This is a genomic window from Leclercia sp. LSNIH3 (assembly GCF_002935105.1).
Lineage (GTDB): Bacteria > Pseudomonadota > Gammaproteobacteria > Enterobacterales > Enterobacteriaceae > Enterobacter > Enterobacter adecarboxylatus.
This window is the reverse complement of sequence record NZ_CP026387.1, coordinates 3,587,666-3,612,143: the sequence shown is the minus strand read 5'-3', so window position 1 is coordinate 3,612,143 and position 24,478 is coordinate 3,587,666. Positions and strand designations below refer to the sequence as shown.

Genomic DNA, 24,478 nt, shown 5'->3' with positions numbered 1-24,478 from the left:
TGAACAGAGAAGAAACGCACTGTGATGTTGTCCAAATTTAAGCGTAATAAACATCAACAACACCTTGCTCAACTACCGAAGATTTCTCAGTCAGTTGATGATGTAGAGTTCTTTTATGCTCCCGCTGATTTTCGGGAGACGCTACTGGCAAAAATTGCCAGCGCAACGCATCGTATTTGCATTATCGCGCTTTATCTTGAACAGGATGAAGGCGGCAGCGCGATTTTACGCGCGGTATACGAGGCCAAACGTCAGCGCCCTGAACTGGATGTTCGCATCCTGGTGGACTGGCATCGCGCTCAGCGCGGCCGTATTGGTGCAGCCGCATCTAACACTAATGCCGACTGGTATTGCCGCATGGCGCAGGAGAACCCTGGCGTAGATGTGGCGGTTTATGGTGTCCCGGTTAACACCCGCGAAGCGCTCGGCGTACTCCACTTCAAAGGCTTCATCATTGATGATAGCGTGCTCTACAGCGGCGCAAGTCTGAATGACGTCTATCTGCATCAGCTCGATAAATACCGTTACGATCGCTATCACCTGGTGCGTAATGCCCGCATGGCTGATGTCATGTTCGAGTGGGTGGATCAGAACCTGGTGCGCGGTCGCGGCGTGAATCGCCTTGATGATCCCCAGCGTCCAAAAAGCCCGGAGATCAAAAATGACATTCGTCTTTTCCGTCAGGAATTGCGCGATGCCATGTTCCATTTCCAGGGTGATGCGGATAACGAACAGCTTGCAGTGACCCCGCTCGTAGGCCTTGGTAAATCCAGCCTGCTCAATAAAACTATCTTCCATCTTATGCCGTGCACTCAGCATAAGCTGACCATCTGTACCCCCTATTTCAACCTGCCGGCAGTCCTGGTGCGTAATATCATCCAGCTTTTACGCGACGGCAAAAAGGTAGAAATAATCGTTGGCGATAAAACAGCGAACGATTTCTTTATCCCAGAAGATCAGCCGTTTAAGATCATCGGTGCCCTGCCTTATCTGTATGAGATTAACCTGCGCCGCTTCCTCAGCCGCCTGCAGTATTATGTCAATACCGATCAGCTGGTGGTGCGTCTCTGGAAAGATGAAGACAACAGCTATCATCTGAAAGGGATGTGGGTCGATGATGAGTGGATGCTGCTAACGGGAAATAACCTCAACCCGCGTGCATGGCGACTGGATCTTGAGAATGCCATTCTGATCCACGACCCGCGTCATGAGCTGGCAGCCCAGCGCGATCGCGAACTGGAGTTGATCCGCACCCATACCACTGTGGTTAACCATTACCGCGATCTGCAGAGCATTGCTGATTATCCGGTTAAGGTCAGAAAACTGATCCGCCGTCTGCGCAGGATCCGCATTGATCGCTTGATTAGCCGAATTTTGTAATTTTCAGCCCTGTCATTGACGGGGCTTTTTTATGGAGATCGTTGTGCGTTATTTTCTGTTAATGGGCTGTCTGCTTCTGTGTGGTTGTAGCCATATGGCTCAGGATAGCTGGTCGGGTCAGGATAAGGCACAACACTTTCTCGCCTCGGCGATGCTCTCAGCGGCGGGTAATGAGTATGCCCAACGACAGGGGTATAGTCGCGATCGTAGCGCGGCGTACGGCTTGATGTTTTCAGTGAGTCTTGGGGCATCGAAGGAGTTGTGGGACAGCCGCCCGGCGGGGAGCGGCTGGAGCTGGAAAGATTTTGCCTGGGATATCGCCGGAGCAACAACCGGCTATAGCCTGTGGCAACTGGCGGAGCACTAAAGACGGACCCCTTTCCCTTTTCGGTGCAGCATCAGCGAGACAATAAATGCCAGCGCCCCCATCAGCGTAACGTACCAGAAAAAGACGGTCTCATTGCCGATCGATTTTAATGACAGCGCAACATATTCTGCCGAACCGCCAAAGAGTGCGTTAGCTACCGCATAAGATAACCCCACGCCCAGCGCACGTACCTGAGCCGGAAACATCTCTGCCTTAAGAATGCCGCTGATAGAGGTGTAAAAACTGGCAATGACCAGTGCCACCATCACCAGAGCAAAAGCGGCATAAGGGGATGAAACATGCTGAAGCGCCGTAAGAATGGGCACCGTGCATAACGCCGATAATCCGCCAAAAATGAGCATGGAGCTACGACGACCGATTTTATCTGATAGCGCACCGATAATGGGCTGAATAAGCATAAAAACAAACAGCGCCACTGTCATGACCATACTCGCCACGTTAGCGTGCATACCCGTGGTATTGACCAGATACTTTTGCATGTAGGTTGTAAAGGTATAGAAGGTGAGTGAGCCGCCTGCCGTGAAGCCGAGCACCATCAAAAATGCCTTGCGGTTACGCCATAAACCTTTAAATGAACCCGCTTCTTTTAACGTTCTCACCTCTTTTCGCGACGTTTCATCCAGTTGGCGCCGTAACCACAGTGCCACCACAGCCAGGACTGCACCCAGCGCAAAAGGAATACGCCATCCCCAGGCACGGAGATCTTCATCACTCAATACTTGTTGCAGTATTACCACGGCCAGGATAGCCAACAGCTGACCGCCGATCAGCGTGACGTACTGAAACGAAGCATAAAAGCCTTTACGCCCTTCCACTGCGACTTCACTCATATAGGTCGCACTTGTACCATATTCCCCCCCAACGGATAGCCCCTGGAACAAACGCGCCAGCAAGAGTAAGGCCGGTGCCCATGTGCCAATCGCATCATAGCCGGGTAGACAGGCAATAACCAAAGAGCCGAAACACATCATACAGACTGAGATCAGCATGGACGTTTTTCGCCCTCTGCGATCGGCGATGCGACCAAACAGCCAGCCGCCGATTGGGCGCATCAAAAAGCCAGCGGCAAAGACGCCTGCGGTTTGCAGAAGTTGTGTCGTTGTGTTGCCGGATGGGAAGAAGATATGGGCAAAATAGAGTGAACAAAATGAGTAAACATAGAAGTCGAACCATTCCACCAGATTGCCAGAAGATGCGCCGACGATAGCCCAGATCCTGCGGCGGGTATCGCCGTCTGCCTCTTTTTTACTTTCCGTATCTGTACTTGCTACGGTTTCTGTCATTTTAAATCCCCTGTCTTACATTGCGGGCCATTGCACCCGTTCCAGTAAAACGAGATTTAAAATTTAACGTTAGGTAAAAAAATTGTTTCTATTATGTTTCATTTAATTTTGTGAGATAAGTCATAAAATGCGACCTGAGACGAGGGGCATCATCAACCCCACTTTTTTTGATGCGCCTGTTTTCTCTGTAAATAATCTTCATCGGCACGAATTTTATCCCACCATCCCTTAAAGACTTTCGCCGCTTCGGCTTTGACTGGATCGTGATCTAACGGACGCACATTGCGTTCATCATCATACTTTTTGCCGCCTTTGTGGTTGGCATAGCGCCTGGCGCGGGTATACCCCATCTGAATAAATTTCCTGGCCATATCCATACCGACGAAATCATTTTTCTCACGATATTGCTCAAAGAGCGCGTAAATTTCCTGTGCAGATTTTGTCGCGACTTCAGCATTTTTGTAACGCCAGTAGGGCAGAATTTCACTTTTATAAGGTTCAACCAGCAAGACACCCTGTTCTCCCCGCCCTACCTGGTAAAGCTCAGGGTGATCACGAAAGTTTGTATTGGCAAAATCTTGTTGGTAGTTAAATGGGGGATTCGGCAAAATAACCTCGATAACGATGCATATCTTGTTATTTTAGCCAGAGATTATTGAGTTTGCCCGGAATGGATAAACGCAAAAAACCCCGTACCTTGCGGTACGGGGTTCCTGATTTGATGCCTGGCAGTTCCCTACTCTCGCATGGGGAGACCCCACACTACCATCGGCGCTACGGCGTTTCACTTCTGAGTTCGGCATGGGGTCAGGTGGGACCACCGCGCTACAGCCGCCAGGCAAATTCTGTTTCCGGGCCGCCTCGCGGGCCACCCGGTTAATCCGGTATCAGCTGAAAATTGTCTCAGTCACCGAAAACAGCTTCGGCGTTGTAAGGTTAAGCCTCACGGTTCATTAGTATCGGTTAGCTCAACGCATCGCTGCGCTTACACACCCGACCTATCAACGTCGTCGTCTTCAACGTTCCTTCAGGAGCCTTAAAGGCTCAGGGAGAACTCATCTCGGGGCAAGTTTCGTGCTTAGATGCTTTCAGCACTTATCTTTTCCGCATTTAGCTACCGGGCAGTGCCATTGGCATGACAACCCGAACACCAGTGATGCGTCCACTCCGGTCCTCTCGTACTAGGAGCAGCCCCCCTCAATTCTCCAGCGCCCACGGCAGATAGGGACCGAACTGTCTCACGACGTTCTAAACCCAGCTCGCGTACCACTTTAAACGGCGAACAGCCGTACCCTTGGGACCTACTTCAGCCCCAGGATGTGATGAGCCGACATCGAGGTGCCAAACACCGCCGTCGATATGAACTCTTGGGCGGTATCAGCCTGTTATCCCCGGAGTACCTTTTATCCGTTGAGCGATGGCCCTTCCATACAGAACCACCGGATCACTATGACCTGCTTTCGCACCTGCTCGAGCCGTCACTCTCGCAGTCAAGCTAGCTTATGCCATTGCACTAACCTCCTGATGTCCGACCAGGATTAGCTAACCTTCGTGCTCCTCCGTTACTCTTTAGGAGGAGACCGCCCCAGTCAAACTACCCACCAGACACTGTCCGCAACCCGGATTACGGGCCCACGTTAGAACACCAGCCATTAAAGGGTGGTATTTCAAGGATGGCTCCACGCAGACTGGCGTCCACGCTTCAAAGCCTCCCACCTATCCTACACATCAAGGACCAGTGTTCAGTGTCAAGCTATAGTAAAGGTTCACGGGGTCTTTCCGTCTTGCCGCGGGTACACTGCATCTTCACAGCGATTTCAATTTCACTGAGTCTCGGGTGGAGACAGCCTGGCCATCATTACGCCATTCGTGCAGGTCGGAACTTACCCGACAAGGAATTTCGCTACCTTAGGACCGTTATAGTTACGGCCGCCGTTTACCGGGGCTTCGATCAAGAGCTTCGCGTTGCCGCTAACCCCATCAATTAACCTTCCGGCACCGGGCAGGCGTCACACCGTATACGTCCACTTTCGTGTTTGCACAGTGCTGTGTTTTTAATAAACAGTTGCAGCCAGCTGGTATCTTCGACTGATTTCAGCTCCACCCGCAGGGGCTTCACCTACATATCAGCGTGCCTTCTCCCGAAGTTACGGCACCATTTTGCCTAGTTCCTTCACCCGAGTTCTCTCAAGCGCCTTGGTATTCTCTACCTGACCACCTGTGTCGGTTTGGGGTACGATTTGATGTTACCTGATGCTTAGAGGCTTTTCCTGGAAGCAGGGCATTTGTTACTTCAGCACCGTAGTGCCTCGTCATCACACCTCAGCGTTAATAAGGTACCGGATTTACCTGGAACCTCCGCCTACATGCTTAAACCGGGACAACCGTCGCCCGGCCAACATAGCCTTCTCCGTCCCCCCTTCGCAGTAACACCGAGTACAGGAATATTAACCTGTTTCCCATCGACTACGCCTTTCGGCCTCGCCTTAGGGGTCGACTCACCCTGCCCCGATTAACGTTGGACAGGAACCCTTGGTCTTCCGGCGAGCGGGCTTTTCACCCGCTTTATCGTTACTTATGTCAGCATTCGCACTTCTGATACCTCCAGCAACCCTCACAGGTCACCTTCGACGGCTTACAGAACGCTCCCCTACCCAACAACACCTAAGTGTCGCTGCCGCAGCTTCGGTGCATGGTTTAGCCCCGTTACATCTTCCGCGCAGGCCGACTCGACCAGTGAGCTATTACGCTTTCTTTAAATGATGGCTGCTTCTAAGCCAACATCCTGGCTGTCTGTGCCTTCCCACATCGTTTCCCACTTAACCATGACTTTGGGACCTTAGCTGGCGGTCTGGGTTGTTTCCCTCTTCACGACGGACGTTAGCACCCGCCGTGTGTCTCCCGTGATAACATTCTCCGGTATTCGCAGTTTGCATCGGGTTGGTAAGCCGGGATGGCCCCCTAGCCGAAACAGTGCTCTACCCCCGGAGATGAATTCACGAGGCGCTACCTAAATAGCTTTCGGGGAGAACCAGCTATCTCCCGGTTTGATTGGCCTTTCACCCCCAGCCACAGGTCATCCGCTAATTTTTCAACATTAGTCGGTTCGGTCCTCCAGTTAGTGTTACCCAACCTTCAACCTGCCCATGGCTAGATCACCGGGTTTCGGGTCTATACCCTGCAACTTAACGCCCAGTTAAGACTCGGTTTCCCTTCGGCTCCCCTATACGGTTAACCTTGCTACAGAATATAAGTCGCTGACCCATTATACAAAAGGTACGCAGTCACACCACGAAGGTGCTCCCACTGCTTGTACGTACACGGTTTCAGGTTCTATTTCACTCCCCTCGCCGGGGTTCTTTTCGCCTTTCCCTCACGGTACTGGTTCACTATCGGTCAGTCAGGAGTATTTAGCCTTGGAGGATGGTCCCCCCATATTCAGACAGGATACCACGTGTCCCGCCCTACTCTTCGAGTTCACAGCATATGCATCTTCGTGTACGGGAGTATCACCCTGTACCCTGCGACTTTCCAGACGCTTCCACTGACACACATGCTGATTCAGACTCTGGGCTGCTCCCCGTTCGCTCGCCGCTACTGGGGGAATCTCGGTTGATTTCTTTTCCTCAGGGTACTTAGATGTTTCAGTTCCCCTGGTTCGCTTCGTTAAGCTATGTATTCACTTAACGATAGTGTGACGAGTCACACTGGGTTTCCCCATTCGGAAATCGCCGGTTATAACGGTTCATATCACCTTACCGGCGCTTATCGCAGATTAGCACGTCCTTCATCGCCTCTGACTGCCTAGGCATCCACCGTGTACGCTTGGTCGCTTAACCTCACAACCCGAAGCTGTTTCACTTCTGATTGCGAAATCTGAGACCCGACCACACCTTCATCTGCTCTTATTACGGATAACAGACACAGTGCGTCGTTTCAATTTTCAGCTTGATCCAGATTTTTAAAGAGCAAATATCTCAAACATGACTCACTATTTTCATAGTTAATCAGCTTTGAGATACTGATTGGTTGTGCCTTTCACTCACACCCAGCAAGTGGCGTCCCCTAGGGGATTCGAACCCCTGTTGCCGCCGTGAAAGGGCGGAGTCCTAACCGCTAGACGAAGGGGACACGATGTGTCACGACTTCGCAGCCGTCTTGCTCGTTACTTTTCATCAGACAATCTGTGTGGACACTACAAAGGCAGGTTCTTTAAGGTAAGGAGGTGATCCAACCGCAGGTTCCCCTACGGTTACCTTGTTACGACTTCACCCCAGTCATGAATCACAAAGTGGTAAGCGCCCTCCCGAAGGTTAAGCTACCTACTTCTTTTGCAACCCACTCCCATGGTGTGACGGGCGGTGTGTACAAGGCCCGGGAACGTATTCACCGTAGCATTCTGATCTACGATTACTAGCGATTCCGACTTCATGGAGTCGAGTTGCAGACTCCAATCCGGACTACGACGCACTTTATGAGGTCCGCTTGCTCTCGCGAGGTCGCTTCTCTTTGTATGCGCCATTGTAGCACGTGTGTAGCCCTACTCGTAAGGGCCATGATGACTTGACGTCATCCCCACCTTCCTCCAGTTTATCACTGGCAGTCTCCTTTGAGTTCCCGGCCTAGCCGCTGGCAACAAAGGATAAGGGTTGCGCTCGTTGCGGGACTTAACCCAACATTTCACAACACGAGCTGACGACAGCCATGCAGCACCTGTCTCAGAGTTCCCGAAGGCACCAAAGCATCTCTGCTAAGTTCTCTGGATGTCAAGAGTAGGTAAGGTTCTTCGCGTTGCATCGAATTAAACCACATGCTCCACCGCTTGTGCGGGCCCCCGTCAATTCATTTGAGTTTTAACCTTGCGGCCGTACTCCCCAGGCGGTCGACTTAACGCGTTAGCTCCGGAAGCCACTCCTCAAGGGAACAACCTCCAAGTCGACATCGTTTACGGCGTGGACTACCAGGGTATCTAATCCTGTTTGCTCCCCACGCTTTCGCACCTGAGCGTCAGTCTTTGTCCAGGGGGCCGCCTTCGCCACCGGTATTCCTCCAGATCTCTACGCATTTCACCGCTACACCTGGAATTCTACCCCCCTCTACAAGACTCTAGCCTGCCAGTTTCGAATGCAGTTCCCAGGTTGAGCCCGGGGATTTCACATCCGACTTGACAGACCGCCTGCGTGCGCTTTACGCCCAGTAATTCCGATTAACGCTTGCACCCTCCGTATTACCGCGGCTGCTGGCACGGAGTTAGCCGGTGCTTCTTCTGCGGGTAACGTCAATTGCTGCGGTTATTAACCACAACACCTTCCTCCCCGCTGAAAGTACTTTACAACCCGAAGGCCTTCTTCATACACGCGGCATGGCTGCATCAGGCTTGCGCCCATTGTGCAATATTCCCCACTGCTGCCTCCCGTAGGAGTCTGGACCGTGTCTCAGTTCCAGTGTGGCTGGTCATCCTCTCATACCAGCTAGGGATCGTCGCCTAGGTGAGCCATTACCCCACCTACTAGCTAATCCCATCTGGGCACATCTGATGGCAAGAGGCCCGAAGGTCCCCCTCTTTGGTCTTGCGACGTTATGCGGTATTAGCTACCGTTTCCAGTAGTTATCCCCCTCCATCAGGCAGTTTCCCAGACATTACTCACCCGTCCGCCACTCGTCACCCGAGAGCAAGCTCTCTGTGCTACCGTTCGACTTGCATGTGTTAGGCCTGCCGCCAGCGTTCAATCTGAGCCATGATCAAACTCTTCAATTTAAGTTTGATGCTCGTGAATTAAACTTCGTAATGAATTACGCATGTTCACTCAGAGACTTGGTATTCATTTATTGTCTTTCGACATTAAGAATCCATGTCACTTTGAGTGCCCACACAGATTGTCTGATAAATTGTTAAAGAGCAGTGCAACGCGGCTTTCGCTCACCGTTGCGAGGTGGCGTATATTACGCTTTCCTCTTTCAGAGTCAAGCGATTATTTCACGCTTTTCTCTGCTGACCCGGCGGCTTGTTTGCCGTTGTTCCGTGTCAGTGGAGGCGCATTATAGGCAGTTCTTTTGGGCTGGCAAGCATAAAGTGAGAATTATTTGCTGACCGCTCAATTTCCAGGCAATCACGCATTCAGGCCTCTATTCTTGCCTGGTTTTTAAACAAAAACGAGCCTCTGGAGGCTCGTTTTTGCTTTTTTGTGACTTACTGCACTGCCACAATCTGGTCTTCTTTCTTCACCAGCTGTATCGGTTTGCCTGGAAGCAGCTTCCCGGAAAGGATTTGCTGAGCCAGCGGGTTTTCTATCTGTTGCTGAATGGCACGTTTTAAAGGACGCGCCCCGTACACCGGATCGTAACCATTTGCACTCAGCAGTTGCAGTGCGTCATCCGTAATATGCATTTCATAGCCACGCTCTTCAAGACGCTTATACAGCCGCTGCAGCTGAATACGGGCAATCGACGCAATATGTTTTTCACCCAGAGGATGGAAGACCACGACTTCATCGATACGGTTGATAAACTCAGGACGGAAGCTGTGGCTAACCACGCCCATCACCAGATCCTTCATATGGCCGTAATCGAGTTCGCCGAAACGTTCCTGAATCAGATCGGAACCGAGGTTCGAGGTCATAATGACAACCGTATTACGGAAATCGACCGTTCTCCCCTGCCCGTCCGTCAGGCGACCATCATCCAATACCTGCAACAGAATATTGAACACATCCGGGTGCGCCTTCTCCACTTCATCCAGCAGGATGACGGAATACGGACGACGGCGAACCGCTTCTGTCAGATATCCGCCCTCTTCATAACCGACATATCCTGGAGGTGCCCCCACGAGGCGCGACACAGAATGTTTCTCCATAAACTCGGACATGTCGATACGCACCATCGCATCATCGCTATCGAACATAAAGTTCGCCAGCGCTTTACACAGTTCCGTCTTACCTACCCCGGTCGGGCCGAGGAACAGGAAGGAACCAATCGGGCGGTTGGGATCGGACAAACCTGCACGGCTACGGCGGATGGCATTCGATACCGCTTCTACCGCTTCATCCTGGCCGATAACGCGATGATGGAGGTCTTCTTCCATTCGCAATAACTTGTCGCGTTCGCTCTCCATCATTCTGGCAACCGGGATACCGGTCCAGCGCGCCAGCACATCGGCAATTTCTGTTTCCGTCACTTTATTACGTAACAGACGCATGGTTTTACCTTCCAGTTGCGTTGCGGCTGCCAGCTGTTTTTCCAGCTCAGGAATTTTGCCGTACTGCAGCTCAGACATCTGCGCCAGATCGCCCACGCGACGTGCCTGCTCGATCGCTATCTTCGCCTGCTCCAGTTCGGCTTTGATCGTCTGAGTGCCGGAAAGGGAGGCTTTTTCCGCTTTCCACTCCTCTTCTAAGCCGGAATATTGGCGCTCTTTATCCTCCAGCTCTTCATTAAGCATATCCAGACGCTTTTTACTCGCTTCATCCGACTCTTTCTTCAGCGCTTGCTGCTCAAGCTTGAGCTGGATAATGCGCCGATCGAGTCTGTCCAGCTCTTCCGGTTTTGAGTCAATCTGCATGCGAATACTGGAAGCGGCCTCATCGATAAGGTCAATCGCTTTGTCCGGTAACTGCCGGTCGGCAATATAACGATGTGACAACGTTGCTGCCGCCACGATAGCCGGGTCGGTGATCTGCACGTGGTGGTGCAGCTCATACCGCTCTTTCAAACCACGCAGAATGGCGATGGTATCTTCCACTGTCGGTTCAGCCACAAAGACTTTCTGGAAGCGACGCTCCAGCGCAGCATCTTTCTCAATGTACTGACGATACTCATCCAGCGTGGTAGCCCCAACGCAGTGCAGCTCACCGCGTGCCAGCGCCGGTTTCAGCATGTTCCCGGCATCCATGGCACCGTCGGCTTTACCGGCACCGACCATGGTGTGCAGTTCATCAATAAACAGGATGACGTTACTTTCCTGTTTGGCCAGATCGTTAAGTACGCCTTTTAACCGCTCTTCGAATTCACCCCGATATTTTGCACCCGCCACCAGCGCCCCCATATCCAGCGCGAGTACGCGACGGCCTTTCAAGCCCTCCGGGACTTCACCATTAACGATACGCTGCGCTAATCCTTCGACAATGGCGGTTTTACCGACACCCGGCTCACCGATCAGGACCGGGTTATTTTTGGTCCGGCGCTGCAGTACCTGAATGGTACGGCGAATCTCTTCGTCACGGCCAATGACCGGATCAAGCTTGCCCTGCTCAGCACGCTCGGTCAGGTCGACCGTATATTTCTTCAATGCCTGACGCTGGTCTTCGGCACCCTGATCGTTCACGTTCTCACCTCCGCGCATCTGTGCAATCGCCTGCGTCACATTAGCCGTAGTTGCACCGGCCGTTTTCAGCAGGTCGGTCAATGTGCCACGTGATTCAAGCGCCGCCAGAACAAACAGCTCTGACGAAATAAAATTGTCGCCGCGTTTCTGCGCCAGTTTGTCGCAAAGATTCAGTACGCGAACCAGATCCTGAGACGGTTGGACATCACCGCCCGTACCTTCTACCTGAGGTAGACGGCTCAATGCCTGATCGATGGCTGTGCGTAACTGGCCCGCATTAATGCCGGCAGACGTAAGTAAAGGACGTACCGATCCCCCTTCCTGATTCAGTAAGGCGCTCATGAGATGAAGAGGTTCGATAAATTGGTTGTCGTGCCCCAGTGCGAGTGACTGGGCATCAGCGAGAGCAAGCTGGAATTTATTAGTAAGACGATCCAGACGCATAACTCCTCCCATAACAGGTCAAAATTGCTACTGGAGATTAAATGAGGTCATCCCTCAATTATTCAAGGTGAATGACCTGAATTATGCGAAAAGAAAACGGCGCGTACCGGATCGTCTTGATTCTATAGGTTATATCAGCCAAATGAAACTTGCCATACGCCCGGTCGTCTTGTCGCGGCGATAGGAAAAGAAATCACCCTTTTCGGTGAAAGTGCAGCGATCGCCGCCATAGATCTGGCTGATGCCGAGATGGGTCAGGCGTTGACGGGCAAGCTGATAAATATCTGCCATGTACTTCTCCCCCACCGGGCGAAAAGCACTCTCTGCCTGCGGATGGTGGGCCATAAAGGCTTCACGAACGTCGGAACCTACTTCAAAAGCCTGCGGGCCAATCGCCGGGCCGAGCCAGGCAAGAATGTTATCCGCGCTGTCAGCAAAGCAGGCAACCGTTTCCTCCAGCACGCCAGCACACAACCCGCGCCAGCCAGCATGGGCTGCAGCCACTTCGGTGCCTGCGCGGTTGCAGAAAAGTACGGGCAGGCAGTCGGCTGTCATAACGGCACATACCGAGCCCGGCGTATTACTGTAAGAGGCGTCGGCGCGTTTCGAGGCATAGGGTTCCCCGGTAAGCCTGAGAACAGCCGTACCATGAACCTGCTCAAGCCAGACCGGTTTCGACGGCAACTGACCCGCAGCAAACATGCGCTGACGATTCTCTTCCACATGGTTGAGATCGTCGCCACAGTGCGCGCCCAGGTTTAATGACTCCCAGGCACCCTCACTGACACCCCCGATGCGGGTGGAACTGCAGGCCGCCACGCCTGCTGGCGCCGGCCACTGCGGGACAATCAGTTTGGTCATAACCAGTCCACGGCGTCCTTATGTTCTTCGAAATCAGCGCGCATAGCGTCGATCAGATCCACCATATCCTGTGGGATTGGCGCATGCCACTCCATCTCGATCCCGGTGATTGGATGATAGAGACGCAGCATGGTTGCATGCAGAGCCTGGCGATCGAATTTACGCAGCATCGCGATAAACTCTTCGGAAGCACCTTTCGGCGGACGCGGACGGCCACCGTACAACTGATCGCCCACCAGCGGATGGGTAATATGCGACATGTGCACACGGATCTGGTGAGTACGGCCGGTTTCCAGACGCAGACGCAGACGCGTATGGATGCGGAAATGTTCCATGATGCGATAGTGCGTAACCGCCGGTTTACCCATCGGATGAACGGACATATGGGTACGCTTGGTTGGGTGGCGACTGATAGGCTGCTCAACCGTGCCGCCGGAAGTCATATGCCCAATCGCAACCGCTTCGTATTCACGGGTGATTTCACGCAGCTGCAACGACTCTACCAGACGCGTTTGCGCCGGAATGGTCTTCGCAACGACCATCAGGCCGGTGGTGTCTTTATCCAGACGGTGTACGATACCCGCACGCGGTACATCAGCGATGGGCGGATAGTAGTGCAGCAGCGCATTCAGCACTGTGCCGTCAGGGTTGCCTGCGCCAGGGTGTACAACAAAATCACGTGGCTTGTTGATCACTAAAATATCGTCATCTTCGTAGACGATATTCAGTGGGAGATCCTGAGGCTCGAAACGAACTTCTTCTTCGATGTCAGCATTGATGGCGACCACTTCCCCACCCAACACTTTCTCTTTTGGCTTGTCCCAGATCTTGCCGTTTACCAGCACGCGCTGGTCAAGGATCCATTCTTTTATACGTGAACGCGAATAATCAGGGAACATTTCGGCCAAAGCCTGATCTAAGCGTTGTCCGAGTTGTTTTTCGGAGACTGTTGCGGTGAGTTCTACTCGTTGTGCCATAGACTGCTTCTTCGTTTAACGTTGGGTTTTACGGCTTTGCCGTTTAATATAGTGTGCTATTGTAGCTGGTCTTAATCGGGAGCAGGAAAGAGATTCTCCCGGACAAACATTTGAGGAAAGTCAAAACGTCATGACGCGCATGAAATATCTGGTGGCAGCGGCCACGTTGAGCCTGGCTTTGGTCGGCTGCTCCGGTTCGAATGAACAGGTCCCTGACAATCCGCCGAATGAAATCTATGCGACTGCTCAGCAAAAGCTGCAGGACGGTAACTGGAAACAGGCGATAACGCAACTGGAAGCGCTGGATAATCGTTATCCATTTGGCCCGTATTCCCAGCAGGTACAGTTGGATTTGATCTACGCCTACTATAAAAATGCCGATCTGCCACTGGCCCAGGCGACGATAGATCGCTTCATGCGTCTGAATCCGACCCATCCTAATATCGATTACGTCATGTATATGCGCGGCCTGACCAACATGGCGCTGGATGACAGCGCGCTGCAAGGCTTCTTCGGTGTTGACCGTTCAGACCGTGACCCTCAGCACGCCCGCGATGCGTTCAATGACTTCTCTAAACTGGTACGTGGCTATCCGAACAGCCAGTACGTAACGGATGCCAGCAAACGTCTGGTGTTCCTGAAAGATCGTCTGGCGAAATACGAATACTCGGTTGCGGAATACTATACCCGCCGTGGCGCATACGTTGCCGTTGTGAACCGTGTTGAAGGTATGCTGCGTGATTACCCGGATACTCAGGCAACACGCGATGGTCTGAAGCTGATGGAAAATGCCTACCGCGAGCTGCAGATGACATCTCAGGCTGATAAAGTCGCGAAGATCATCGCCGCTAACAGCAGCAACACCTGATTCTTCGTTAAGATGCAAAACGGCAGCCTAAGGGCTGCCGTTTTTTTATCCATTTTCGGACTATGCTGAACCGGTTTAGCTCGCATCAATCCTATCAACTATGGCCGTAATTTCTTATAACGACAAGGTAAAAGTTGCTTCTTCCTGTCCTGCCTCACAAAAAGAATCCATTGACAAAAAGTGACATTAAAATGTGATTTGGATCACACAAATTGACATTAAGAACGGTATGCTGGAATCACCAAGACGGGAAAGACAAGAGGTAAAATTTATGACAATGAACATTACCAGTAAACAAATGGAAATTACTCCGGCTATCCGCCAGCACGTCGCAGACCGTCTCGCCAAACTGGATAAATGGCAAACACACTTGATTAACCCACATATCATTCTCTCTAAGGAGCCACAAGGTTTCATCGCTGACGCAACTATCAATACTCCAAACGGCCATCTGGTCGCCAGCGCGAAACATGAGGATATGTACACCGCCATCAACGATTTGATTAACAAGCTGGAACGGCAGCTCAATAAAGTGCAACACAAAGGTGAAGCCCGTCGCGCCACAACATCGGTGAAAGACGCCAGCTTCGCAGAAGAAGTTGAAGATGAATAATCCTTTACATTGAGTCTATCGCCAACGCGCCTTCGGGCGCGTTTTTTGTTTTTTATTGACAGGGTGAAAACAGTACAGGTACTTTAAGTCTGTCTCCTGAAGGAATCATCCATGACTGTAAAACCGTTTTTCTTCGCATTCTTTTTTACCTTCCCCTGATTGGGAGGCGTTTCGTCGTGTGATAAAGAATGCGAAGACGAACAACAAGGCCTCCCACCCCGGGAGGCCTTTTTTATTGATAACGATAATATAATTAAGGCAACGCTATGACACCGGAAAACCCGTTACTGGATTTGCGCGACAAGATCAGCGCTCTGGATGAGAAATTGCTGTCGCTGCTGGCCGAACGCCGCGCGCTGGCCGTGGAGGTAGGAAAAGCAAAGCTGGCCTCGCATCGTCCGGTACGCGACATCGACAGGGAGCGCGACCTGCTGGAACGCCTGATCGCTCTCGGCAAAACCCACCACCTCGACGCGCACTACATCACCCGCCTGTTCCAGCTGATTATTGAAGATTCCGTCCTCACTCAGCAGGCATTGCTGCAACAGCATCTGAACAAAACCAATCCACATTCGGCGCGTATTGCCTTCCTGGGGCCGAAAGGTTCCTATTCCCACCTTGCCGCGCGTCAATATGCGGCCCGTCATTTCGAAGAGTTTATTGAAAGCGGCTGCGCGAAATTCGCGGATATCTTTAATCAGGTGGAGACCGGACAAGCGGATTACGCTGTTGTGCCGATCGAGAACACCAGCTCTGGCGCGATCAATGACGTTTACGATTTGCTCCAGCACACCACCCTGTCGCTGGTTGGCGAGATGACGATCCCTATTGACCACTGCGTACTGGTGTCCGGCACCACAGACCTCGACAAAATCGAGACCGTCTATAGCCATCCGCAACCTTTCCAGCAGTGCAGCCAGTTCCTGAACCGGTATCCAGGCTGGAAAATTGAGTATACCGAAAGCACCTCAGCAGCAATGGAAAAGGTCGCTCAGGCCAATTCCCCAACCGTGGCTGCCCTTGGCAGCGAAGCGGGTGGCGCGCTGTATGGATTACAGGTGCTGGAGCGTAACCTGGCGAACCAGACGCAAAACATCACCCGTTTCATCGTGCTGGCACGTAAGGCGATCAACGTCTCCGATCAGGTCCCGGCCAAAACCACCCTGCTGATGGCGACCGGACAGCAGGCGGGTGCGCTGGTAGAAGCCCTGCTGGTCCTGCGCAATCACAATCTTATTATGACCAAACTGGAATCGCGTCCGATTCATGGCAATCCATGGGAAGAGATGTTCTATCTCGATATTCAGGCCAACCTGGAGTCTGCATCCCTGCAGAAAGCCCTGCGTGAACTGGGTGAGATCACCCGCTCGATGAAAGTGCTGGGCTGCTATCCGAGCGAAAACGTGGTCCCGGTAGATCCGGTTTAACGCGCAATAAACGGGCCTTTTTTCACGCCTGCCACGCTGACGGGCAGGGTGAAAATGGCCCCGGAAAGCGGATATGCCGCCACTTCCTCTGGCTCCATATTCTCACGGGTGGTGGTGATAAACAGCGTCTTCATATCATCGCCCCCGAAACAAACCATCGTTGGGCAGCGCACCGGCAAGCGATATTCCTCCAGCTGTTCACCCTGCGGTGAAAAGCGGGCGATCCGCCAGCCGTCAAACAGTGCGCTCCAGTAACACCCCTCTGCATCCACTGCCGCACCGTCCGGGATCCCCTCTCCCGGCTTGAACCGACGAAAGACCTCCCGTTTCCCCGGCTCACCCTGCTCGTCCAGCGGCGTGCGATAGATCACCGCGTTAGGGGTGTCGGAAGTGTACATCCAGCGTTTGTCGTCGCTGAATGCCAGACCATTATGACCGTGGATATCACACTGGATAACCTCCGGCGTCAGGTCGTTATCGATCCGCATTAACAGAGCGCCGTTGTAGTCGCCCGGCGCCCAGAAGGTGCCAGCATAGAAGCGGCCGAAATGATCGGTTCCCCCGTCATTAAAACGCGCCAGCTGCGGGTTTGACGGATTATCACAAACCTTACGTTGCAACAGGCCGTGTTTATCCGCCAGCCAGATGCCCGTGCGCATGGCGACAATAAAGCCTCCCCCCTCGCGCAGCGCGAAACAGCCCACCTCTTCATGGAAGGATAAAACCGTATGTTCACCAGTGGGAAGGTGATAGCGGTGGATCTCGCCTTCCAGAATATCGGCCCAGTAGAGGGCGCTTTCCGCTTCGCTCCAGGTCGGACACTCCGGTAAGTGCCCCGTGTATTCAAACAGAACGCGTGGTTCAGCCATGACAAATCCCCAAAATGAAAAAAGCCAGCAGTGCTGGCTTTCAGTATATACATCATCAGATTACTGGCGACTGTCATTCGCCTGCCGCAGCAGAATGCGACTTTCGCTCTGGAAGCGCTGGGCATAATCGCCAAACCAGTGTTCAACTTTACGGAAGCTGTCGATAAACGCCTGCTTATCGCCGTGCTCCAGCAGGGTGATCGCCTCACCAAAACGCTGGTAGTAACGCTTGATCAGCGCCAGATTGTTGCCTGAAGACATAATGATATCGGCATACAGTTGCGGATCCTGGGCAAACAGTCGGCCAACCATTGCCAGTTCCAGGCGATAGATAGGTGACGACAGCGACAGCAACTGCTCAAGCTGGACATTCTCTTCCGCCAGATGCAGACCATACGCGAAGGTTGCGAAGTGGCGCAGCGCCTGGATAAAGGCCATGTTCTGATCATGTTCGACGGCGCTGATCCGGTGCAACCGCGCGCCCCACACCTGAATCTGCTCCAGGAACCACTGGTAGGCCTCTGGCTGACGGCCATCGCAGTAGACGACGACCTGCTTTGCCAGGCTGCCGCTGTCCGGGCCGAACATCGGGTGCAGGCCCAGCACCGGGCCGTTATGCGCGGCCAGCATTGCCTGCAGCGGGCCATTTTTTACCGAAGCCAGATCGACAAGAATGCAGTCTTCCGGCAGCGGTGGCAATTTAGCAATAATCTCTTCAGTGACATGAATCGGTACGCTGACAATGACCATGCCCGCATCGGCCACCATCGTCTGCGCCTGCGCCCAGTCCTCTTTTTCGAGAATGCGCACCTGATAGCCCGAGAGCGTGAGCATCTTCTCAAACAGACGCCCCATCTGCCCACCGCCACCGACAATCACTACCGGACGCAGCGTCGGACAGAGGGTTTTAAATCCCTTGTCGTTTTCGCTGGAGTAAGATTCCCGCATCACGCGGCGCAGCACATCTTCAATCAGATCTGGCGAAACGCCCAGCGCCTCGGCCTCTTTTCGCCGGGATGCCAGCATGGAGGCTTCGCGCTCCGGCACGTAAATCGGTAAACCGTATTTACTTTTCACTTCGCCAACTTCAGCGACCAGCGACATCCGGCGCGCCAGCAGATCCAGCAGCGCCTTATCCACCTCGTCAATTTGATCGCGCAAGGCGGTCAATTCAGCAACCATAACAAACCTCTTAAGCCAGACGCGTCGCCAGCTGGCCGTTCAAATCTTTGTGGATCTCACGCAGCAACGCGTCGGTGGTTTCCCAGCTAATGCAGGCATCGGTCACGGAAACCCCGTGTTTCATGGCGCTGCGCGGCTGTTCAGATGACTGATTGCCTTCATGGATATTGCTTTCAATCATCAGACCAATAATCGAACGGTTGCCATCTTTAATCTGCGCGACGACGGATTCCGCCACCGCAGGCTGACGACGGTAATCTTTATTGGAATTACCATGACTGCAATCTACCATCAGCGCCGGGCGCAGTCCTGCCTGTTCCATCTCTTTTTCACACTGGGCCACATCTGCCGGGCTGTAGTTCGGCGCTTTGCCGCCGCGCAGGATGACATGGCCATCCGGGTTGCCCTGGGTCTGCAGCAGACAGACCTGGCCGGCCTGGTTGATACCGACAAAACGGTGCGGCATAGCGGCGGCACGCATGGCGTTGATAGCGGTTGCCAGGCTACCGTCGGTGCCGTTTTTGAAGCCGACCGGCATGGAGAGGCCCGATGCCATCTCACGGTGCGTCTGCGACTCGGTAGTACGGGCGCCAATCGCTGACCAGCTGAACAGATCGCCCAGGTATTGCGGGCTGTTCGGATCCAGCGCCTCTGTTGCCAGCGGTAGCCCCATGCTAACCAGTTCCACCAGAAGATTACGCGCAATCTTCAGGCCTGCTTCCACATCAAACGAGCCATCCATGTGCGGATCGTTAATCAACCCTTTCCAGCCGACGGTGGTACGAGGTTTTTCAAAATAGACGCGCATGACCAGGTAGAGGCTATCGCTGACCTCCTCGGCCAGGGCTTTAAAGCGGTGCGCATATTCGATGGCAGTTTCTGGATCATGAATGGAGCACGGACCACAGACGACCAGCAGACGCGGATCGCGGCCGGCAATAATGTCAGAGATGGTCTGGCGGGAGTGCGCAATTTGCGCCTCTTGCTCAACGCTCAGCGGGAATTCCGCTTTCAGTTGATCCGGGGTGATCAGAACATGTTCATCACTAATATGTACGTTATTCAGCGCGTCTTTTTGCATGATTGCGATCCTGGAAGCTCGTTTGCGATAGTCGTTTCCTCGATGAGGAAGCCCAACGATACCACACCAAGTAAAGATTTCAATCCAAAATACGTAAATAATACTTTACAACACCCACTTTAAAGCAAAAAACATTCGATTAACGTGTAACGTAAAAATTACAGTGTGCGTTGACCATGCCAGGCTATGCTCAATGGAAAAGGGAGAATGTCTTATGCGCCTGATTATTACCTCGACGCTGTGCCTGTTTTTAACTGCCTGCCAGATCGATCCTTACACCCATCAACCACACTGGACGGGAACCGACTGGCAGAGTGCCGGTAAAGAAGACGCCATGAATGGCGTGGCGGTAAAATCCAATGAATCCCTTGCTGCTAATTTTAACGATCCCAAAGTGGATCGCCGGGCTTATCTCAGCGGATATAAAGACGGGCAAGAGAAAATATGTCAGGAAAACTTTGTATACGCCTGGGGATTAGCTGGTCGAATATTCCCCGCCAGCTGTGACACTGCCGAAAACGCCACTGCCCTGCGAACTGCCTGGAAACAGGGAATGGATGAAGGAACGAAAGCCAGCCGTTTAAATTAATTTTAACAACGCCAACCCGTTAATTAAGTAAGTAAGATTGTCCTTAAGCCACTACACAGGCTTTTGGCATAATGACTGTACGGGTAAAAAATGCTATTCTGCCCGCGAAACTCAAGAACGACTATTTCCAGAGTGGTGTGGCGGATTCTGGTGTGTAACTTATTTCTTATCTCCTGGTATCGGGCGGCATTGGTACTGTTGTTATCACTGCCCTGCGGACTCGCTATTGGCGCAACATTATCCGAAACGGATAAATCGGTTCGCACTATTGTCTCCGGGATCGTCAGTTATACCCGCTGGCCTGCGCTCTCTGGCAAGCCGAATCTGTGTATTTTCGCCACTTCCGGGTATGTTGAAGCGCTCAGTGCCGATGGCCCGGACACGCTGCCCTACACCCCCGTGCTTATTCATGATGATCGGGAAGCAATGAGTGCAGAATGTCATGCGCTCTATTTTGGCAGTGAATCCCCGAGCCACCAGCTTGAATTAAGCCAGGCGTTTCATGCCCGACCGTTACTATTAATCGCGGAGCAAAATCCGCAATGCCTTATAGGTAGTGCTTTCTGCCTGATAATAGACAGTGCCAGAGTAAGATTTTCCGTCAATCTGGATGTGCTGTCGCGCAGCGGAGTCAGAGTCAATCCTGATGTGCTAATGCTCGCACGGAATAAAAAGCATGAATAAGGGAATTTCCTCAGCGCCGCGTCCAACATTCAAAAGGACTCTGCGGCGCATCAGTATTATTAGCGTCCTCATTACCATGACGCTCGTCTGGCTATTATTGTGCATTGCTTCTGTGGTCACGCTAAAACAGTATGCTCAACGTAACCTTGAATTAACCAGCGCCACCATGAGCCGCAGCCTGGAGGCGACGCTGGTCTTCAATGATGCCGCCGCCGCCAACGAAGCGCTGGCCTCCCTCGGCAAGCAAGGGCAAATCTCAGCGGCAGAACTGCTGGATCGCGACGATAATCGTTTTGCCGCGTGGTCGATGGGGCCGAACAGTGACGCAGATCCACTCAGCCAGCTGGTCAGCCAGTGGTTATTCCCGCATCCCATCAGACAGCGCGTCTGGCATAATAATTTGCCGATTGGTGAGTTACACCTCACCGCACGGGATAGCCTGATCAGCCACTTCCTCTGGACGTCGCTGGCGGTATTAACAGGCTGCATCATGTTTGCCTCTCTGGTGGCATTAACCATCACCCGCACCCTGCATATTGGCGTTGTGACCGCCCTGCAAAACATTACCGATGTGGTGCACGACGTGCGTTCAAACCGGAACTTCTCCCGTCGGGTTTCTCAGGAGCGCATTGAAGAATTTCATCGCTTCGGCCAGGACTTCAACAGCCTGCTGGATGAGATGGAAGAGTGGCAGCTAAAATTGCAGGCCAAAAACGCCCAACTGATGCGTACCGCCATGCACGATCCCCTCACCGGTCTGGCTAACCGGGCGGCTTTTCGCATCCGCATTGCTGCGCTGATGAATGATTTCTCTGCGCGAACCCACTCCGCCCTGCTCTTCCTTGATGGCGATGACTTTAAGCGTATTAACGATACCTGGGGCCATGCCGCGGGCGATGCAGTGCTAATTGAAGTGGCCCGCAGAATGGTCGAATTTGGCGGCGAACAACATCAGTCTTACCGTCTGGGCGGGGATGAGTTTGCCATCATCCTGTATGACGTCCATTCGGAGCACGAGGTATTACGCCTCTGCGCCGCGCTGACACAACAATTCAGCCCGTCCTATGAACTGCACAACGGGTTCTCCTCCCGGATGTCGCTTAGCATTGGCTACGCGCTGAGCTGGCAGCATCACTCTGTTGAAGCGTTAGTAGAGCAAGCCGACCGAAATATGTATTCGGTGAAGCACCAGCGTTCGAAAATCACATCGTAGAAAGGAACACATCATGTTAAGGCGATACATCACCCCGCTCTTTATGGCATCCATGCTGCTGACCGGGTGCCAGACGCCACAGGGCAAATTTAGCCCTGAGCAGGTCGCCGCCATGAAGTCTTACGGCTTTAATGAAATGAACGGTGACTGGTCGCTTGGCCTCTCCGCGAAGATTCTGTTTGGTAAAAACGAATATAAGCTGCAGCCTGAGAGTGAGCAGCAGATCAAAAGCATGGCTGCCCGTCTTGCCGCAACGGGGCTCAAGCACGCACGCATGGACGGACACACCGATAATTACGGCGAAGAGAGCTACAACAAAGCGTTGTCCCTGAAGCGGGCGGATGTGGTTGCCGATGCCTGGGCGCAGGGAGCCAGTATTCCACGCAGCAATCTCACAACCCAGGGATTAGGTAAGCAATATCCTGTCGCGGATAATAAAACTGCCCAGGGGCGTGCCGAAAACCGCCGCGTGGCGGTCATAATCAGCACGCCCTGAGTCGTTATTTCGTCGATTTGGCGAGGGATAACCTGGATGCCGCGCGCCAGCGCAGCCAGTCAATGATGACAAACAGCGCCAGGCTACAGCCCATTACCGGCATCATAAGCCCCAGTGCTACGCTGATAGCCAAAGAAACTACGCGCCCCCCCAGCGGCAACGCCAGCCAGCTCTGACACAGCGTCTGCGCGGGATCCGTTGCCGCATGGCTGGGCCGGCGCATCCACCACATCCGGTATCCCCACACAATCATGATGCACAGCGCGATACCAAAGGCGATGAGCAGCAGCTGGTTTGGCAGGCCAAACAGCACCCCCATGTGGAAATCCACGCCCCAACGGGTCAGTTTGGCCATCAACGGATAATCCGCAAACCGGGTGTGATCGACAACGGTCAGGGTCGCGGGATCAACGGCAACCGCATCCACCTGAGTCGGCCAGCTGCGATCGATCTCCGTTACTGTCCACGCCATTGCAGCCTTCTTCGCCGGATGTATCTCCAGCTTGCTGGCATCAATTCCCGCCGTATTTGCTGCCTTCAGTACGCCGTCATAGAGGGCCAGGTCAGGTTTCATCTCCGGCATGGGCATAGTCATGTGATGACCGTGGTGCTCAGCATGCGGATCGGGGGTCTCTGCCGGGCCATGCAGCTGCGTATTAACCTGCGGGGTGAGCCAGTTCATCTCTGCCCGCAGTTTATCCACGTTACCGCCCGCCCACTGGGACCAGGTCAGGCCGGTCGCCGAGAAGAGCAACATGCCCAGCAACAGGCTCCAGCCGAGGGATACATGCAAACGACGGCGCTGTTGAAAACGGTTGTTGATGCGCCGTTTGGGTCGGGTATAGAACCACAGTGCAATCCCACCCAGGGCGGCGATCCACATCCACGACGCGGCAAGCTCGCTGTAAAGGCGTCCCACATCCCCGAGTAGCAAAGACCGATGCAGATAGTCAATTTGCTGGCGGAACGGCAGGATGCCGCTGGTACCGTAGACGGTCATATCCCCACGCACCGCCAGGCTAACCGGATCGATAAAGATGGCCCGGTTTTCCGAAGGCTTCAGGGCCGGATCAATATACATCACCCGGGTGGTTTCCTGTGATGCCAGGCCCGGACGCACCGCCTGCAGCTGCAGCTTTCCGCCGGTGACCTTTTCCGCTACCGCAATTTGCTCAGCAAGGGGACGCGCTGTGCCCTCGCTCTCGCTGTAAAGCGCATGATGATACAGCGCGTTTTCCAGCTGCGGCGTGGCGACATACAGCGTTCCTGACAGCGCGGCGATAAAAATAAACGGCCCGACAAACAGACCAATATAGAAGTGAAGACGACGCAACAGGTTGCCCCATGCTGCGCGCGGAGTGCAGGTAGTCATGCTTTCCCTTTTCTAAGGTAAAAAGTTATCGGTACACCGGGGTGTACGTATTTTTAGATGGATTAAGCAGACAATTGCGGTGGCGCGCGGGTATCGGGACAAAGCCAGGGGAAGAAATGCCAGTGGTGTACGGCAGGTCGTGGCGGCGTGAGGCGCTGTCTGAGTAAGACCGCACATAACAACAGTACCAGCGCCAGGATGACACCCGGCACGTGGGCCAACAGTACGCAGTAACCGCAGGCTTCGGCGTGATCGACAGGAATGCTTTCAGACGGTGCATGGTGGTGATCCGCCATCATGCTCATATCATGATGCATGCCGGGCATTGCGCTCATGGGATCTTTTTGCAACGAGACGGAAACCAGCGGCGCGAAGACGATCATCAGGATCGCAAATAACGCGAGACCTGCCGCGATACGTTGCCACTGTGC

The 24,478-nt window shown here is 53.2% G+C and carries 20 protein-coding genes, 1 tRNA gene, 3 rRNA genes and 1 other annotated feature; of the genes, 10 read left to right on the top strand and 14 right to left on the bottom strand.

All coding sequences use genetic code 11. From position 1 onward, the window contains the following. The first annotated feature begins 24 nt into the window (after positions 1-24). On the top strand, positions 25-1,380 hold the full coding sequence (pssA, locus tag C3F35_RS17545) for a CDP-diacylglycerol--serine O-phosphatidyltransferase (protein WP_103793086.1): 1,356 nt from the start codon (positions 25-27) through the stop codon (positions 1,378-1,380). Positions 1,381-1,441: 61 nt separating this feature from the next. After that, positions 1,442-1,747: a YfiM family lipoprotein gene (locus C3F35_RS17540; RefSeq protein WP_373407780.1), complete on the top strand. Its 306-nt coding sequence runs from the start codon at positions 1,442-1,444 to the stop codon at positions 1,745-1,747. Here the strand turns inward: C3F35_RS17540 and C3F35_RS17535 are convergent. The 9 genes from C3F35_RS17535 to rluD all read right to left on the bottom strand — a co-directional run bounded on the left by C3F35_RS17535 (position 1,744) and on the right by rluD (position 13,653). After that, the gene (locus C3F35_RS17535) at positions 1,744-3,051 is read right to left on the bottom strand and encodes an MFS transporter (RefSeq protein ID WP_103793087.1); all 1,308 of its coding nucleotides are present in this window, start codon (positions 3,049-3,051) and stop codon (positions 1,744-1,746) included. The two genes, C3F35_RS17540 and C3F35_RS17535, sit on opposite strands and share 4 nt — an antisense overlap. A 152-nt stretch (positions 3,052-3,203) precedes the next feature. Continuing rightward, positions 3,204-3,659 carry a DUF4385 domain-containing protein gene (locus C3F35_RS17530; protein ID WP_032613212.1) on the bottom strand — a complete coding sequence of 152 codons (456 nt, stop codon included), beginning with the start codon at positions 3,657-3,659 and terminating at the stop codon, positions 3,204-3,206. A 115-nt stretch (positions 3,660-3,774) separates the two neighbouring features. After that, positions 3,775-3,890, bottom strand: a 5S ribosomal RNA gene (gene rrf / locus C3F35_RS17525). A gap of 93 nt (positions 3,891-3,983) precedes the next feature. Continuing rightward, positions 3,984-6,890, bottom strand: a 23S ribosomal RNA gene (locus tag C3F35_RS17520). A gap of 217 nt (positions 6,891-7,107) precedes the next feature. Further along, positions 7,108-7,182 (bottom strand) — tRNA-Glu (locus tag C3F35_RS17515). Between the two features lie 87 nt (positions 7,183-7,269). After that, positions 7,270-8,809: ribosomal RNA gene (locus C3F35_RS17510) — 16S ribosomal RNA — on the bottom strand. Together the 16S, 23S and 5S rRNA genes with 1 tRNA gene alongside form the textbook arrangement of a ribosomal RNA operon. A gap of 432 nt (positions 8,810-9,241) precedes the next feature. Then, a complete protein-coding gene (gene clpB / locus C3F35_RS17505; RefSeq protein WP_103792471.1) occupies positions 9,242-11,815 on the bottom strand; it encodes an ATP-dependent chaperone ClpB in 2,574 nt (857 codons plus the stop codon). Between the two features lie 129 nt (positions 11,816-11,944). Beyond that, on the bottom strand, positions 11,945-12,676 hold the full coding sequence (yfiH, locus tag C3F35_RS17500) for a purine nucleoside phosphorylase YfiH (RefSeq protein WP_103792472.1): 732 nt from the start codon (positions 12,674-12,676) through the stop codon (positions 11,945-11,947). Continuing rightward, positions 12,673-13,653: a 23S rRNA pseudouridine(1911/1915/1917) synthase RluD gene (gene rluD, locus C3F35_RS17495; RefSeq protein WP_059307378.1), complete on the bottom strand. Its 981-nt coding sequence runs from the start codon at positions 13,651-13,653 to the stop codon at positions 12,673-12,675. The genes yfiH and rluD overlap by 4 nt, the downstream gene beginning before the upstream one ends. Before the next feature lie 130 nt (positions 13,654-13,783). On the opposite strand from rluD, the gene bamD reads away from it, so the two are divergent. The 4 genes from bamD (at position 13,784) to pheA (ending at position 16,561) form a co-directional block, all read left to right on the top strand. Then, positions 13,784-14,521: an outer membrane protein assembly factor BamD gene (bamD, locus tag C3F35_RS17485; protein ID WP_032613235.1), complete on the top strand. Its 738-nt coding sequence runs from the start codon at positions 13,784-13,786 to the stop codon at positions 14,519-14,521. Positions 14,522-14,792: 271 nt separating this feature from the next. Then, entirely contained in the window at positions 14,793-15,134 is a 342-nt protein-coding gene (gene raiA, locus C3F35_RS17480; RefSeq protein ID WP_032613238.1) for a ribosome-associated translation inhibitor RaiA, read from the top strand. A 110-nt stretch (positions 15,135-15,244) separates the two neighbouring features. Continuing rightward, positions 15,245-15,370: a sequence feature (Phe leader region), on the top strand. Further along, entirely contained in the window at positions 15,246-15,293 is a 48-nt protein-coding gene (locus tag C3F35_RS26865) for a hypothetical protein (RefSeq protein WP_193767862.1), read from the top strand. It overlaps the preceding feature by 48 nt. A 30-nt stretch (positions 15,371-15,400) precedes the next feature. After that, the gene (pheA, locus tag C3F35_RS17475; RefSeq protein ID WP_032613240.1) at positions 15,401-16,561 is read left to right on the top strand and encodes a bifunctional chorismate mutase/prephenate dehydratase; all 1,161 of its coding nucleotides are present in this window, start codon (positions 15,401-15,403) and stop codon (positions 16,559-16,561) included. On the opposite strand, the gene C3F35_RS17470 is transcribed toward pheA, so the two are convergent. Genes C3F35_RS17470 through aroF form a run of 3 tightly spaced genes read right to left on the bottom strand, consistent with a single transcriptional unit; the run spans position 16,558 to position 19,693 of the window. Continuing rightward, complete coding sequence (locus C3F35_RS17470; protein WP_032613242.1) at positions 16,558-17,430, bottom strand: SMP-30/gluconolactonase/LRE family protein; 873 nt, start codon at positions 17,428-17,430, stop codon at positions 16,558-16,560. The two genes, pheA and C3F35_RS17470, sit on opposite strands and share 4 nt — an antisense overlap. A gap of 60 nt (positions 17,431-17,490) precedes the next feature. Beyond that, positions 17,491-18,612: a bifunctional chorismate mutase/prephenate dehydrogenase gene (gene tyrA, locus C3F35_RS17465; RefSeq protein ID WP_103792473.1), complete on the bottom strand. Its 1,122-nt coding sequence runs from the start codon at positions 18,610-18,612 to the stop codon at positions 17,491-17,493. Positions 18,613-18,622: 10 nt separating this feature from the next. Further along, positions 18,623-19,693, bottom strand: a complete 1,071-nt coding sequence (gene aroF / locus C3F35_RS17460) for a 3-deoxy-7-phosphoheptulonate synthase AroF (protein WP_032613246.1) — start codon at positions 19,691-19,693, stop codon at positions 18,623-18,625. Between the two features lie 214 nt (positions 19,694-19,907). Between aroF and C3F35_RS17455 the strand changes: the two genes are divergently transcribed. From C3F35_RS17455 to C3F35_RS17440, 4 genes are all read left to right on the top strand, one after another. After that, complete coding sequence (locus C3F35_RS17455; RefSeq protein ID WP_032613248.1) at positions 19,908-20,282, top strand: DUF2799 domain-containing protein; 375 nt, start codon at positions 19,908-19,910, stop codon at positions 20,280-20,282. Between the two features lie 150 nt (positions 20,283-20,432). Further along, positions 20,433-20,966, top strand: coding sequence for a YfiR family protein (locus C3F35_RS17450; protein ID WP_032613250.1), 534 nt, complete (start codon positions 20,433-20,435; stop codon positions 20,964-20,966). Continuing rightward, positions 20,959-22,179 (top strand): diguanylate cyclase DgcN, encoded by a 1,221-nt coding sequence (gene dgcN, locus C3F35_RS17445; protein ID WP_032613252.1) that lies wholly within the window; start codon positions 20,959-20,961, stop codon positions 22,177-22,179. Before C3F35_RS17450 ends, dgcN begins: the two co-directional genes overlap by 8 nt. Positions 22,180-22,192: 13 nt before the next feature. Further along, entirely contained in the window at positions 22,193-22,675 is a 483-nt protein-coding gene (locus C3F35_RS17440; RefSeq protein WP_103792474.1) for an OmpA family protein, read from the top strand. A 4-nt stretch (positions 22,676-22,679) separates the two neighbouring features. Here C3F35_RS17440 and C3F35_RS17435 read toward each other — a convergent pair whose 3' ends face one another. Continuing rightward, the gene (locus C3F35_RS17435; protein WP_103792475.1) at positions 22,680-24,047 is read right to left on the bottom strand and encodes a PepSY-associated TM helix domain-containing protein; all 1,368 of its coding nucleotides are present in this window, start codon (positions 24,045-24,047) and stop codon (positions 22,680-22,682) included. Between the two features lie 62 nt (positions 24,048-24,109). Next, entirely contained in the window at positions 24,110-24,430 is a 321-nt protein-coding gene (locus C3F35_RS17430) for a DUF2946 domain-containing protein (RefSeq protein ID WP_077227873.1), read from the bottom strand. Positions 24,431-24,478 lie beyond the last annotated feature (48 nt).